This is a genomic window from Streptomyces sp. NPDC001832 (assembly GCF_040297265.1).
In the GTDB taxonomy this organism is placed as follows: domain Bacteria; phylum Actinomycetota; class Actinomycetes; order Streptomycetales; family Streptomycetaceae; genus Streptomyces.
The window spans coordinates 148,755-162,375 of the sequence record NZ_JBEOYU010000005.1 but is presented as its reverse complement, the minus strand read 5'-3'; the positions used below and the strand labels follow the sequence as shown (position 1 = coordinate 162,375).

Annotated in this window: 10 protein-coding genes, 2 tRNA genes and 1 pseudogene; 4 read left to right on the top strand and 9 right to left on the bottom strand. The window is 66.8% G+C overall.

Going from position 1 to position 13,621, the window contains the following annotated elements; all coding sequences use genetic code 11:
• Positions 1-88: 88 nt before the first annotated feature.
• Complete coding sequence (locus ABT115_RS06740; RefSeq protein ID WP_351784771.1) at positions 89-2,710, bottom strand: valine--tRNA ligase; 2,622 nt, start codon at positions 2,708-2,710, stop codon at positions 89-91.
• Between the two features lie 140 nt (positions 2,711-2,850).
• On the opposite strand from ABT115_RS06740, the gene ABT115_RS06735 reads away from it, so the two are divergent.
• On the top strand, positions 2,851-3,834 hold the full coding sequence (locus tag ABT115_RS06735) for a hypothetical protein (protein WP_351784770.1): 984 nt from the start codon (positions 2,851-2,853) through the stop codon (positions 3,832-3,834).
• A gap of 69 nt (positions 3,835-3,903) precedes the next feature.
• On the opposite strand, the gene clpX is transcribed toward ABT115_RS06735, so the two are convergent.
• The 5 genes from clpX to ABT115_RS06710 all read right to left on the bottom strand — a co-directional run bounded on the left by clpX (position 3,904) and on the right by ABT115_RS06710 (position 8,633).
• On the bottom strand, positions 3,904-5,202 hold the full coding sequence (gene clpX / locus ABT115_RS06730) for an ATP-dependent Clp protease ATP-binding subunit ClpX (RefSeq protein WP_351784769.1): 1,299 nt from the start codon (positions 5,200-5,202) through the stop codon (positions 3,904-3,906).
• A gap of 160 nt (positions 5,203-5,362) precedes the next feature.
• On the bottom strand, positions 5,363-6,043 hold the full coding sequence (locus ABT115_RS06725; RefSeq protein WP_351784767.1) for an ATP-dependent Clp protease proteolytic subunit: 681 nt from the start codon (positions 6,041-6,043) through the stop codon (positions 5,363-5,365).
• A gap of 80 nt (positions 6,044-6,123) precedes the next feature.
• Positions 6,124-6,729, bottom strand: a complete 606-nt coding sequence (locus ABT115_RS06720; protein ID WP_351204624.1) for an ATP-dependent Clp protease proteolytic subunit — start codon at positions 6,727-6,729, stop codon at positions 6,124-6,126.
• A 272-nt stretch (positions 6,730-7,001) separates the two neighbouring features.
• On the bottom strand, positions 7,002-8,387 hold the full coding sequence (gene tig, locus ABT115_RS06715; RefSeq protein ID WP_351784765.1) for a trigger factor: 1,386 nt from the start codon (positions 8,385-8,387) through the stop codon (positions 7,002-7,004).
• A 169-nt stretch (positions 8,388-8,556) separates the two neighbouring features.
• Positions 8,557-8,633, bottom strand: a tRNA-Pro gene (locus tag ABT115_RS06710).
• 167 nt (positions 8,634-8,800) lie between these two features.
• Here ABT115_RS06710 and ABT115_RS06705 point away from each other — a divergent pair.
• Positions 8,801-8,874, top strand: a tRNA-Gly gene (locus ABT115_RS06705).
• A gap of 107 nt (positions 8,875-8,981) precedes the next feature.
• Here the strand turns inward: ABT115_RS06705 and ABT115_RS06700 are convergent.
• Positions 8,982-9,176, bottom strand: coding sequence for a hypothetical protein (locus ABT115_RS06700; protein WP_351784763.1), 195 nt, complete (start codon positions 9,174-9,176; stop codon positions 8,982-8,984).
• Positions 9,177-9,633: 457 nt separating this feature from the next.
• Here ABT115_RS06700 and ABT115_RS06695 point away from each other — a divergent pair, with 457 nt between their 5' ends.
• Complete coding sequence (locus tag ABT115_RS06695; protein ID WP_351784761.1) at positions 9,634-10,782, top strand: acyltransferase family protein; 1,149 nt, start codon at positions 9,634-9,636, stop codon at positions 10,780-10,782.
• Between the two features lie 30 nt (positions 10,783-10,812).
• Here ABT115_RS06695 and ABT115_RS06690 read toward each other — a convergent pair.
• Positions 10,813-11,109: pseudogene (locus tag ABT115_RS06690) on the bottom strand (HD domain-containing protein); the annotation flags it as partial.
• A 10-nt stretch (positions 11,110-11,119) separates the two neighbouring features.
• Entirely contained in the window at positions 11,120-12,265 is a 1,146-nt protein-coding gene (locus tag ABT115_RS06685; protein WP_351784759.1) for a PP2C family protein-serine/threonine phosphatase, read from the bottom strand.
• A 104-nt stretch (positions 12,266-12,369) separates the two neighbouring features.
• Between ABT115_RS06685 and ABT115_RS06680 the strand changes: the two genes are divergently transcribed.
• On the top strand, positions 12,370-13,602 hold the full coding sequence (locus ABT115_RS06680) for a GNAT family N-acetyltransferase (protein WP_351784757.1): 1,233 nt from the start codon (positions 12,370-12,372) through the stop codon (positions 13,600-13,602).
• Positions 13,603-13,621 lie beyond the last annotated feature (19 nt).

Here is a 13,621-nt window from a genome sequence, read left to right as displayed (position 1 = left end):
GGGCTTCGCTTCGGGGGCCGACCGGCACCTGGGAGGCGGCTTCGCAGTGCTGGGCACGCACGTCTGCCGGTCGGTCTCAAGCGGGTGATCAGCCCTGCGGCAGGTTCGCCAGCTGGTTGGTGATCCGCTCGATGTCCGCCTCCGCCTTGGCCAGCCGGCCACGGATCTTGTCGACCACGTTGTCCGGGGCCTTGCCGAGGAACGCCTCGTTGGAGAGCTTGCCGCCCGCCTGGGCCTTCTCCTTCTCGGCAGCGCCCAGGTCCTTCGTCAGGCGCTTGCGCTCGGCCTCGACGTCGATCGTGCCGGACAGGTCCAGGGCGACCGTGGTCCCCGCGACCGGCAGCGACGCGGTCGCGTGGAAGCTGTCCCCGGCGGGCTGCAGGCGCAGCAGCTGGCGGATGGCCGCCTCGTGCGGGGCTAGCGCCGTGCCGGTCAGGGTGAGCTCGGCCGGGACCTTCTGGCCGGGCTGCAGGCCCTGGTCGGAGCGGAACCTGCGGACCTCGGTGACGACCTGCTGGACGAGCTCGATCTCCTTCTCGGCCGCGTCGTCGCGGAAACCGGAGTCGGTCGGCCAGTCGGCAATGACGACGGACTCCCGGCCGGTGAGCGCGGTCCAGAGCGTCTCCGTGACGAACGGGACGACCGGGTGCAGCAGCCGCAGCATCACGTCGAGAACCTCACCGAGGACCCGGCTCGAGACCTCGGCCGGCTTGCCGCCCGCGAAGAACGTGGTCTTGGACAGTTCGACGTACCAGTCGAAGACCTCGTCCCAGGCGAAGTGCCGCAGTGCCTCGCTGAGCTTGGAGAACTGGAAGTCGTCGTAGTAGGCGTCGACTTCCGCAACGGTCTTGTTGAGCCGGGACAGGATCCATCGGTCGGTCACGGACATCTCGTCGGCGGACGGCAGTTCGCCCTCGATCGTGGCGCCGTTCATCAGGGCGAAGCGGGTGGCGTTCCAGATCTTGTTGGCGAACTTGGCGGAACCCTGGACCCACTCCTCGCCGATCGGGACGTCGGTGCCCGGGTTGGCACCGCGCGCCAAGGTGAAGCGCAGCGCGTCGGAGCCGTACTTGTCCATCCAGTCCAGCGGGTTGACGACATTGCCGAACGACTTCGACATCTTCTTGCCGAACTCGTCACGGACCATGCCGTGCAGAACGACGGTCTTGAAGGGCGGGACGCCGTCGTTGACGTAGAGGCCGAACATCATCATCCGGGCGACCCAGAAGAAGAGGATGTCGTAGCCGGTGACGAGGACGGAGTTCGGGTAGAACTTCGCGAGGCTGTCGGTCTGCGCCGGCCAGCCGAGCGTGGAGAACGGCCAGAGGCCGGAGGAGAACCAGGTGTCCAGGACATCGCTGTCCTGTGTCCAGCCTTCGCCCGTGGGGACCTCGTCGTCCGGTCCGACGCAGACGACCTCGCCGTTCGGGCCGTACCAGACGGGGATGCGGTGGCCCCACCAGAGCTGGCGCGAGATCGTCCAGTCGTGGAGGTTGTCGACCCAGTCGAAGTACCGCTTCTCCATCTCCTGCGGGTGGATCTTGACGCCGCCGTCGCGGACGGCGTCACCGGCCGCCTTGGCGAGAGGGGCGACCTTGACCCACCACTGGAGGGACAGACGCGGCTCGATGGTGGTCTTGCAGCGCGAGCAGTGGCCGACGGAGTGGAAGTAGGGACGCTTCTCGGCGACGATCCGGCCCTCGGCGCGCAGCGCACCGACGATGGCGGACCTGGCCTCCAGGCGGTCGAGTCCCTCGAACGGGCCGGGGACGGTGATGACGGCGCGCTCGTCCATGACCGTGAGGAACGGCAGGTCGTGGCGCTTGCCGATCTCGAAGTCGTTCGGGTCGTGGGCGGGCGTGACCTTGACGGCGCCGGTGCCGAACTCAGGGTCGACGTGGTGGTCGGCGACGACGGGGATCGTGCGGTCGGTCAGCGGCAGCTTGATCCGCCTGCCGACCAGGTGCTTGTATCGCTCGTCGTCGGGGTGGACGGCGACCGCGGTGTCACCGAGCATCGTCTCGGCGCGGGTCGTGGCGACGACGATGGTGTCGTCGCCCTCCCCGTACGTCATGGAGACGAGCTCGCCGTCGTCGTCCTGGTACTCGACCTCGATGTCCGAGATCGCGGTCAGACAGCGCGGGCACCAGTTGATGATGCGCTCGGCGCGGTAGATCAGTCCGTCGTCGTACATCCTCTTGAAGACGGTCTGAACGGCGGTGGACAGGCCATCGTCCATGGTGAAGCGCTCACGGGACCAGGCAACGCCCTCGCCGAGCCTGCGCATCTGGCCGGAGATCTGGCCGCCGGACTCGTTCTTCCACTTCCAGACGCGCTCGACGAACGCCTCGCGTCCCAGGTCGTGGCGGGACTTGCCCTCCTTGCCGAGCTCGCGCTCGACGACGTTCTGGGTGGCGATGCCGGCGTGGTCCATGCCGGGCTGGTACAGCGCCTCGAAGCCCTGCATGCGCTTGCGGCGGACGAGGGCGTCGATCAGCGTGTGTTCGAAGGCGTGCCCCAGGTGCAGGCTGCCCGTGACGTTCGGCGGCGGGATGACGATGGAGTACGGCGGCTTCTCGCTGTGCTCGTCGGCTTCAAAGTAACCCCGCTCTACCCAGCGCTCATACAGCTTCCCCTCTACCTCGGCCGGTGCGTACTGGGTCGGCAGTTCGGGGTTGCTGGCTGGCGTCTGCTGAGTGTTCTCGGTCACGGGGGACAGTTTAGGGCCGTCACAGTCGTGCACCGAAACCGGTTTACTGAGTAACGGTGTGGCTCCCGATGGTCCACGCCTGGGGGCCTTCCGCCAGGATGTTCGGAACGCGTAAGCATGATGAACAAGGGACACCGCAGATGAGCTACAACCAGCCGGGCCCGTACGGCGGCCAGCCTCCGCAGGGCCAACCCGGACCGTACAGCGGCCAGCCACCCCAGGGCCAACCCGGACCGTACGGCGGCCAGCCACCCCAGGGCCAGCCCGGTTACGGGTACCCCCAGCAGGCCCCCCAGGGTGTCCCGCCGCAGCAGCCTCAGCCGGGCTACGGCTACCCGCAGGCCCAGCAGCCGGGCCCGTACGGCCAGCAGCCGCCCACGCCCCCATACGGCGGCCAGGCCCCGTACGGCACGATGCCGATGCCCCCGGTCGAGCCGAAGAAGAAGACCGGCCTGATCATCGGCAGCGCGGTCGTGGCGCTGACGGTCATCGCGGGTGGGGTGTACTTCCTGACGTCGGACGGAGGCAGCGACACGCTCAGCGACGACGGGCCGCACAAGCTGACCACGCCGACGAAGGTGCTGGGCGAGTACAAACGCTTCGGCGGTGACAACTCGGGCGCGAAGCAGGACAGTAAGGCCACGAAGGAACTGACGGCCAGCGGCATCGAGAACGGCAAGACCGTCACCGGGATCTACTCGACCGCGGATCTCAGCAACTTCGACCCCAGCGACCCGAACTCCGTGCCCGACATCGCAACGGCGAAGGGCGTCACCTATTTCGGCGCGTACGGCAAGGTCGAGGACCCTGCCAAGGCCCTGGACAACTTCTTCGCCAAGTTGAAGGAGAGCACGTCCAAGGACTCAAAGAACGGCACCGCGCTGCTCGGCGAACCGGAACAGGTCTCTCCGCCCGGCTTCGAGAACGGCATCATGAAGTGCCAGGCCGCCAAGGGCAAGGACGCCAAGAGCGGCAAGCCGAAGACCGACTGGTTCTGCGCCTGGTCGGACTTCAGCACCATGGCGATGGTGTCCCCCGGCGACGTCACCAAGAACGTGGACAAGGACACCGCAGTCAAGATCACGACGGATCTCCGCAACGAGATCCGCGTCGAGGCCAATTAGCGCACACGGAACGGAAAAGGGGCGCCCGGCCAGGTGAACTGGCCGGGCGCCCCTTCCGTTTGCGTACCGCTACGCGGACTTCTCGTGCCGCCCGCCGTCGTTGTTCCCGATCGTCCGCGGCTCACGCGGGACCAGTGTCGGGTTCACGTTGTCGCGGACGACGTCCGCCGTGATGACGACGCGGGCGACGTCCTTGCGGGACGGCACCTCGTACATCACGGACTGGAGGACCTCTTCCATGATGGCCCGCAGGCCACGCGCACCGGTGCCGCGCAGGATCGCCTGGTCGGCGATGGCCTCCAGGGCCGGGCGGTCGAAGTCCAGCTCGACACCGTCGAGTTCGAACAGTCGTTGATACTGCTTCACCAGCGCGTTGCGCGGCTCGACGAGGATCTGCAGCAGCGCCTCACGGTCGAGGTTGTGGACCGAGGTGAGGACGGGCAGTCGGCCGATGAACTCCGGGATCATCCCGAACTTCACCAGGTCCTCCGGCATGACTTCCTGGAACTGGTCGCTCGCCTCGATCTCCCGCTTGGAGCGGATCGTCGCACCGAAGCCGATGCCCTTGGCACCCGCCCGCGACTCGATGATCTTCTCCAGACCGGAGAAGGCGCCGCCCACGATGAACAGCACGTTCGTCGTGTCGATCTGGATGAACTCCTGGTGCGGGTGCTTCCGGCCGCCCTGCGGCGGTACGGAGGCGGTGGTGCCCTCCAGGATCTTCAACAGGGCCTGCTGGACGCCCTCGCCGGAGACATCGCGGGTGATCGACGGGTTCTCGCTCTTGCGGGCGACCTTGTCGATCTCGTCGATGTAGATGATCCCGGTCTCGGCCTTCTTGACGTCGTAGTCCGCGGCCTGGATCAGCTTCAGCAGGATGTTCTCGACGTCTTCACCGACATAGCCGGCCTCCGTCAGCGCCGTCGCGTCGGCGATGGCGAACGGGACGTTGAGCATACGGGCCAGGGTCTGCGCGAGAAGCGTCTTGCCGGAGCCCGTGGGGCCCAGCAGCAGGATGTTGGACTTGGCCAGCTCGATGGCGTCGTCCCTGCCCTGCGCGCCGCCGTTCTCGCCGGCCTGGACCCGCTTGTAGTGGTTGTACACAGCGACCGAGAGGGCCTTCTTCGCGGGCTCCTGCCCGACGACGTACCCCTCGAGGAACTCGTAGATCTCGCGCGGCTTGGGGAGTTCCTCCCACCGCACCTCGGAGGTCTCCGCGAGTTCCTCCTCGATGATCTCATTGCAGAGATCGATGCACTCATCGCAGATGTACACACCGGGTCCCGCGATGAGCTTCTTCACCTGCTTCTGGCTCTTTCCGCAGAACGAGCACTTGAGCAGATCGCCGCCATCACCGATGCGTGCCACGAGGTGCTTCCCCTTCGCCTGGGAGCAGCTTGGTTCAGCAGCTCCTGGTGCCTCTATCCGACGGTACCTTGCCTTGCCCCCCGTTCGGGCCCCCCTTGGCATGGTTCACGCCGCCGATGCGGTGTGAATCGGCCGCGCCAAGGGGTGACGACGGACGACGTCAGACGGCCGCGGCCGCCTGCTTGCGGGTCGACACGATCTGGTCGACGAGACCGTAGGCGAGGGCTTCCTCGGCGGTCAGGATCTTGTCACGCTCGATGTCGTCGCGGATCTTCTCCAGCGGCGTGGTGGAGTGCTTGGCCAGCATCTCCTCCAGCTGGGTGCGCATCCGCAGGATCTCGTTGGCCGCGATCTCCAGGTCGGAGAGCTGCTCACGGCCGGTCTGCGAGGACGGCTGGTGGATCAGTACACGGGCGTTGGGCAGCGCCATCCGCTTGCCGGGCGTACCCGCGGCGAGCAGCACGGCCGCGGCGGAGGCCGCCTGGCCCATGCAGACCGTCTGGATGTCCGGCTTCACGAACTGCATCGTGTCGTAGATCGCGGTGAGCGCGGTGAACGAGCCGCCGGGGCTGTTGATGTAGATCGAGATGTCCCGGTCCGGGTCCATCGACTCCAGGCACAGCAACTGCGCCATGACGTCGTTGGCCGAGGCGTCGTCGATCTGCACGCCGAGGAAGATCACGCGCTCCTCGAAGAGCTTCGCGTACGGGTCGTATTCACGCACGCCCTGCGAGGTGCGCTCCACGAAGCGCGGCACGATGTAGCGGTTGTCCACCTGCGGGCCGGTGTAGAGGCCGCTCGCGGAGGCGCCGGGGAAGTTGTTCATGTGGGTGTTCACCATCCTGGTGGCGTTCTGTGGCTGGGTGTCTCGGCGTACGAGAGGTGCGCGGGGCGGTGGAGTCTGATCCGGCGGGTACCGGATCAGGCGCCGGTGCCGCCGCCGCCCGGAACGCCCGATGCGATCGTGATGATCTCGTCGATGAGGCCGTACTCCTTGGCCTCCTCCGCGGTGTACCAGCGGTCGCGGTCGCCGTCGCGGATGATCGTCTCGACCGTCTGGCCGGAGTGGTGGGCGGTGATCTCCGCCATCCGCTGCTTGGTGCGCAGCAGGTACTGGGCCTGGATCTTGATGTCCGAAGCCGTACCGCCGATGCCGGCCGAACCCTGGTGCATGAGGATGTCGGTGTTCGGGAGCGCGAAGCGCTTGCCCGCGGTGCCGCCGGTGAGCAGGAACTGGCCCATCGAGGCCGCCATGCCCATACCGATGGTGACCACGTCGTTCGGGATGTACTGCATGGTGTCGTAGACCGCCATGCCGGCCGTCACCGAACCGCCGGGGCTGTTGATGTAGAGGTAGATGTCCTTGTCCGGCTCTGCGGCAAGGAGAAGCAGCTGCGCCGTGATCTTGTTGGCGATCTCATCGTCCACCTGCTGACCGAGGAAGATGATGCGCTCGCCGAGCAGTCGGCTGTAGACCTGGTCACCGAGGCCTCCACCGAGGGACGGCTCTCCGGCGGCGTAGGGCATCAGATTCGTCACGTATCCACCTGCTCGTCTCTGACGGCTCCGGCCGTCTCAGCGTCTTCGTACCGGGTGGGCGGGGACTCCCCTGCCCTTCCTATTCATGGACCCTAACGCGCAGGTGGGACAACGCCATCCCGCTTCCCCAACTGTTCGCTGGGAGCGCAAGCTCCGCAGTCCGCACAAGGGTTGTGGGGCACCGTACGCCGGACGGTCGTAAGACGACGGGCTCCGAACGCACAGCGTCCGGAGCCCGTCGTACGGGTTCAGCCCGAGGCTCAGGCCTCGTTCTTCTCCTCGGTGGCCTCGGCGACGGCCTCGGCGGCCTCGACCGTCTCGATGGCCTCCTCCTCGTCGTCCTCCAGCTCGACGACCTCACCGTTGGTGTCGACGACCTTGGCGGCCTCGACGACCACGGCCAGCGCCTTGCCGCGGGCGACCTCGCCGACGAGCATCGGCACCTGGCCGCCCTCGACGACGGCCTGGGCGAACTGGTCGGGGCTCATGCCGGAGGAAGCAGCGCGCCGCATGAGGTGCTCGGTGAGCTCCTCCTGGTTGACGTTCAGCTTCTCCTTGTTGACGATCTCGTCCAGGATGAACTGGGTCTTGATGCCCTTGATCGCCTGCTCGGAGGTCTCGGCGTCGAACTCCTCGGCCGTCTTGCCCTGGATCTCCAGGTACTTGTCGAGGGTCAGCCCCATCTGACCGAGCTGGTGGTGCTCCAGGTTGTGCTTGCGGGTCTGGACCTCGTCCTCGAGCAGCTTCTCCGGGATCGGGACCTCGGCCAGCTTCAGCAGCTCGTCGAGGACGCGCTCCTGGGCCTGGGTGGCCTGGTCGTACTGCCTGGTGTTCTCGAGGCGCTTGCGGCTGTCCGTCTTCAGCTCGCCGAGGGTGTCGAACTCGCTCGCCATCTGGGCGAACTCGTCGTCCAGCTCGGGAAGCTCACGGGCGGCGACGGCGGTGACCTTGACGGTGACCTCGGCCTCCTTGCCCTCGGCCGAGCCGCCCTTCAGCTCGGAGGTGAAGGTGGCCTCGCCACCCGCCTCCAGGCCGGTGACGGCGGCGTCGATGCCGTCGAGGAGCTCACCGGAACCGATGGTGTACGAGACACCCTCGGCCACGCCGTCCTCCAGGACCTCGCCGTCGACCTTGGCCTGCAGGTCGATCGTCACGACGTCGCCCTCGGCGGCGGCGCGCTCGACCGGGTTGGTGGAGGCGAAGCGCTCACGGAGCTGCTCCACGGCCTTCTCGACGTCCTCGTCGCTGACCTCGAGGGCGTCGACGGTGACCTCGATGCCGGAGTAGTCCGGGATCTCGATCTCGGGGCGTACGTCAACCTCGGCGGTGAAGGCCAGCAGCTCGCCGTCCTTCAGCTCGGTGATGTCGACCTCGGGCTGACCGAGGACGTTGAGCTCACCCTCGTTGACAGCCTCGGTGTAGAACTTCGGGAGGGCGTCGTTGACAGCCTCCTCCAGCACCGCACCACGGCCGAACCGCTGGTCGATGACCCGGGCGGGGATCTTGCCCTTACGGAAGCCCTTCACCGTGACCTGCTGGTTGATCTTCTTGTACGCCGCGTCGAGGCTGTCCTTGAGCTCCTCGAAGGGCACCTCGACAGTGAGCCGAACCCGGGTCGGGTTCAGGGTCTCCACGGCGCTCTTCACGGTTCGGTCTCCTTGTGGCTGACTTCTTGGGGTTCTGCTCCGCCGCACGGGAGGCGGCTTCGCGGACCGAGCCCGGTAGATCAGACACACGGGCACGCAATTTGCATAGTAACGGCAAGCAGACGGACTCCCGCAATGCGCTCTTGCCGGTGGTCTGCGATCTTGCCGATGGTCGGGGTGGCCGGATTCGAACCGACGACCTTCCGCTCCCAAAGCGGACGCGCTACCAAGCTGCGCCACACCCCGTTGGTGCGACACGTAGGGTACATGCAGAAAGGCAGCGCATCTGCCGCATTACGCGGGCGCCACCGAACGCGACACCGGGTGACCGCAATCGGGTGTGCAGGCAGTGCCCGCGACCCGCTACGATGCTTCTCGTTGCCGCCGGTCCCCGGACCTGCGGTGCAGTTCCTGCGGGCGTAGCTCAATGGTAGAGCCCTAGTCTTCCAAACTAGCTACGCGGGTTCGATTCCCGTCGCCCGCTCCAACGCTTGGGCCCGGTCCGACGAATTTCTCGTCGGACCGGGCCTCTTGCGTTCTGCCCGCGTTCTGCCGGCGCCCGCGCACCGGTGCGCGGGCGCCGACGCAGCCGGATCAGAAGCTGATCTGGTTGATGGTCTCCGCTATCGAGTTCATGAACCTGTTGATCGACGGCGCAATGCCGGTCGATGCCAGGAAGAAGCCGAAGAGCACCGCGACGATCGTGGGTCCGGGCTTGAGGGAGCCATTTCGAATCAGGACAACCAGGATGATCGCCAACAGAAGCACCACAGACAGTGAAATGGCCACAACTGATCACACCCTTGGTCGGTCCGCCTTGCCGGCCCGGAGATGTGCGGCCGAGCACTCCTCCGTTCGGTCCATCGTGCCACCAACTTCCCTGTGGTCGCCGCCAAGTGACGGATCGAACAGACGGGATCGCGCCATCCTTGCGCCCCTGGTGCGCCTGGGGGCGCACGAGGGGTGGCGCAGGCTCCGCGCGCCTGCGCGTGCCCATGAATCCAATAATTGCAACGACTTGCGACGTGACGGTTTCCATATCGACACAGTTCATTCACATGCAATTCCAAGATTCGATTGCGAAGAAATTCACCTCCTTCAATCGTGCGGCGTTATGCCCCATTTAATAGGGATGAAGTCGGGCATAGTGGGCGGTTTTTAGCGGTTTCGCTTTTGGTTGAACGCGTACATGCAATATCCGCGATCGGCTTTACGGATTGCAATCTCGGCATCTAAGGTGCTTTAGATGTTCCACGCTCCGAAGGTATTTCAGAGGGCCCCGCTCCCATCAGCGACCCGGGAGTCGGAGCCCAGACGGACGATGACTGCCACCGCGTCACCCACCGTGCCGGTGGCGAACAAGCCTCCGGCCGCTGCTCCGGCAAAGCAGCGTGACGCCTACTTCGACAACGTCAAATATCTGGCCATCGTGCTCGTCGCGGTGGCGCACGCGTGGGAACCGGTGATGGACGACAGCCGGACCGTCCGTGCGCTGTACATGGTGGCGTACACCTTTCACATGCCGGCGTTCATCATCGTCTCGGGCTATTTCTCCCGCTCGTTCGACATGTCCGCCGCCAAGGTAAAACGCCTGGTCACCGGCGTCGTCGTGCCCTATGTGGTGTTCGAGACGGCGTATTCGCTGTTCAAGCGGTACGCGGACGACTCACCTGATCATCCGATCAGCCTGCTCGACCCCTGGTATCTCACCTGGTTCCTGGTCGCGCTGTTCATCTGGCGGATCACCACGCCGCTGTGGCAGACACTGCGCCATCCACTGCCCGTGGCGCTCGTCATAGCCATGCTCGCCTCTCTCTCCCCGACGATCAGCAACGATCTCGATCTCCAGCGTGTTCTGCAGTTCCTGCCGTTCTTCGTGCTGGGACTCCAGCTGAAACCCGAGCATTTCCAACTGGTCCGCCGGCGTGAGGTGCGGATGCTCGCGATCCCGCTGTTCGCCGGGGCCGTGCTGTTCGCGTACTGGGCGGCGCCGCGGATGCAGCTGGGCTGGTTCTACCGCAGCAACAGCGCGCAGGAGATGGGTGCCGCGTGGTGGGTCGGTGCCGTGATGACGCTGGCCATGTTCGGCTGCGCGGTGCTGCTCACCATCGGGTTCCTGGCCTGGGTGCCGCGCCGCCGCATGTGGTTCACCGCGCTCGGCGCCGGCACGATCTGCGGCTATCTGCTGCACGGATTCCTGATCAAGGGCGCCGAATACGCCGGGGTGTTCGACACCTACGAATGGCTCTTGACGCCCGGCGGCCGGGTCCTCGTCTCACTGGTCGCGGCCAGTGCGGTGACGCTGTTGTGTACGCCGCCGGTACGGAGGGTGCTGCGCCCGGTGACCGAGCCGGAGATGAACTGGGCGTTCCGGCAAGGCACGAACAAGACCTGATCCGATTCGATCAAGCCTTGTCCGAGTCGATCAGTCCTTCGTCGTGTTGGCTTGAATCGATTGCTCGACGGGCGATTCACCTGGGGTGAGCCTGAGTAGCACCCGTACCTGCGCATACTTCTCGGCCAATCGGGTACGGGTCGCCGGTTCCGGCACAGCGAGGCGGGCCGGGTCGGCGTTGTGAGCCAGGTCGGGCTCCTTGATCAGCAGGGCGCCCAGGGTGTCGAGGATGCACCGGGCGTACGAACCGAGGTCCTCGCCGTCACGTTTGGCGACGGCGAGGACCATGTCCTTGACCTGCTGAGGCAGCGCGGCGTCGGCCAGCCAGACATATGGTTCAGGATTTGCGCGACAACAGCAGCAGCGCCCGGTCGTCGTTGACATCCTTGGCGCAAGCCTCGATCAGATGCCAGGCCGCGCCCTCGAAACCGGTGGTGACATAGCGGTCGGCCTCACCGGTCAGCCGGTCGATGCCCTCTGCGATGTCGCGGTCGGACGCCTCCACCAGGCCGTCCGTGAACAGCATCAGCACGTCGCCGGGGGCCAGCGAGCCCTTCACCGCGTCGAACTGCGCCCCGTCGTACACCCCGAGCAGCGGGCCCTCCGCGGCCTTCTCCTCCCACTGGCCGCTGCCCGAGTGCAGCTGCATGGCCGGCGGGTGACCCGCCGAGAAGAGTTCGTAGTCGCCCGATTCGAGGTCCAGGACCAGATGGATCGAGGTGGCGAAACCCTCGTCCCAGTCCTGGCGCAGCAGATAGCCGTTGGCCGCCGTCAGGAAGGCGTGCGGGGGCAGCGAGCCGAGGAGGCCGCCGAAGGCTCCGGACAGCAGCAGGGCGCGGGAGCCCGCGTCCATGCCCTTGCCGGAGACATCGGTGAGTACGGCCTCCAGCGTCCGTCCGCCATTGGTACGGGCGGCGACGACGAAGTCGCCGGAGAAGGACTGTCCACCCGCCGGGCGCAGCGACATCTCGCGGTGCCAGCCCTGCGGCAGCCGGGGCAGTGCGCTCTGCACCCTGATGCGTTCGCGCAGGTCGAAGAGCATGGTGCCGCCGCGTCGCCACGGCACACCGACCCTGGCCCGGAACTGGGCGAGGACCAGACCGAAGAAGCCGCAGGCCGCGACCACCAGGACGATGCCGGGTGTCACCCGGGCCGGACCGTCCTCGTACGGGCCCAGTGCGAGCGACTCCACGATCAGGGCGGTGGCGGCGGTTGCGTACAGACCCAGCAGACTCGCGGGCCGCAGCAGCAGACCGCCCACGACGATCGGCAGGACGAGCGCGGCCGGTGAGCACCACACCGGGTTCAGCAGTGTGGCGCAGGTGATGGCCGGAATGGTCAGCAACAGACCGGCAAGCGCGATCCAGTCCGATCCGTCACCGCGGAAGTAGTCGACACCGGATTTGCGCAGCGCTATGCGTGCCCGGTGCGCCGATTTCCGCAATCGGGCCGGGTACGAGTCTGCTCCTGCGCGTCGGGCCATTGCGGGGACTTTATCTACCCGACCGCCTCCGATGCAGGGGGACCCCGTGACAATGCGTTCGAAATCGGGTCGACCGGCCGACGTGCCCCTGATAGGCATGGCCCATGACTACTGAGCTTCGCGTGCTGCGACCGTCCGAATGGAACGAATGGTTCGAGTGTCTGGAGCTCGCGTTCGGCGGTGTCGCAGAGCCCCCGGAGCAGCGCGAGTTGGACGAGCAGCTGACCGAGCACGAGCGGTCGATCGGAATCTGGGACGGCACCGATGTCGTCGCCACCGCCGGGGCGTTCAGCTTCAAGGTCGCCGTGCCGGGCGGGGCGCTGGTGCCTGCCGCCGGGGTCACGATGGTGAGTGTCGCGTCCACCCACCGCAGGCGCGGGCTGCTGACCTCGATGATGCGCCGACAGCTCGACGACGTCCGGGCACTGGGTGAGCCGATCGCCGTGCTGACGGCGTCGGAACCAGTGATCTACGGCCGGTTCGGATACGGCGCCGCCTCGCGCCAGATGTCCCTGACGATCGATACGGACCGGGTGCGGCTGACAGTGCCGAGGGGCACGGACGAGGTGCGCCTGCGCCATGCGAAGCCGGACGAGGCGATGGCCGCGTGCGAGGGCGTGTACGAGCAGTTGGTGGCAGGACGTCCCGGCACACCGGCCCACGGGCCCGGCTGGGAGCGAAAGCCCATGGTCGACCCGGTGAGTTCCCGGCAGGGCGGTTCGGCGCAGCAGTGCGTGCTGGCGGAGCGGGGTGGGGAGATCGTCGGCTATGTGACGTATCACATCAAGCCGCACTGGGAGCCGGCCGGCCCCAAGGGCACGGTCACTGTGAACGATCTTGCCGCGCTGGACCCGGCGGCGTACGGGGCGTTGTGGCGGTTCGTCTTCGAGATCGACCTGACGTCGACGATCGAGGCGCGGAACCGGCCGGTCGACGATGCGGTGCTGCATCTGGTGTCGGATGTGCGGCGGTGCAACATCCGGGTCCGGGACTCGCTCCATGTGCGGCTGGTGGAGCTGGGGGCGGCGCTGGAGGCACGGACGTATCGGGCGCCGGTCGACGTGGTGTTCGAGGTCGACGATGCGTTCTGCCCCTGGAATGCGGGGCGTTGGCGGCTCACGGGTGACGTGAAGGGCGTGGCGTCGTGCCGACGGACCGATGATGCGGCCGATCTTGCGCTTTCGGTACGAGAGTTGGGCTCGGCGTATCTGGGCGGCGAGTCGCTGAGCGCGTTGGCCCTGGCCGGGCGGGTACGGGAGCTGCGGGCGGGCGCGCTGGCGGAGGCGTCGCTGGCGTTCTCGTCGGACGCGGCGCCGTGGTTGCCTCGGGGGTTCTAGAGGGTGTTACGGGGGCGTC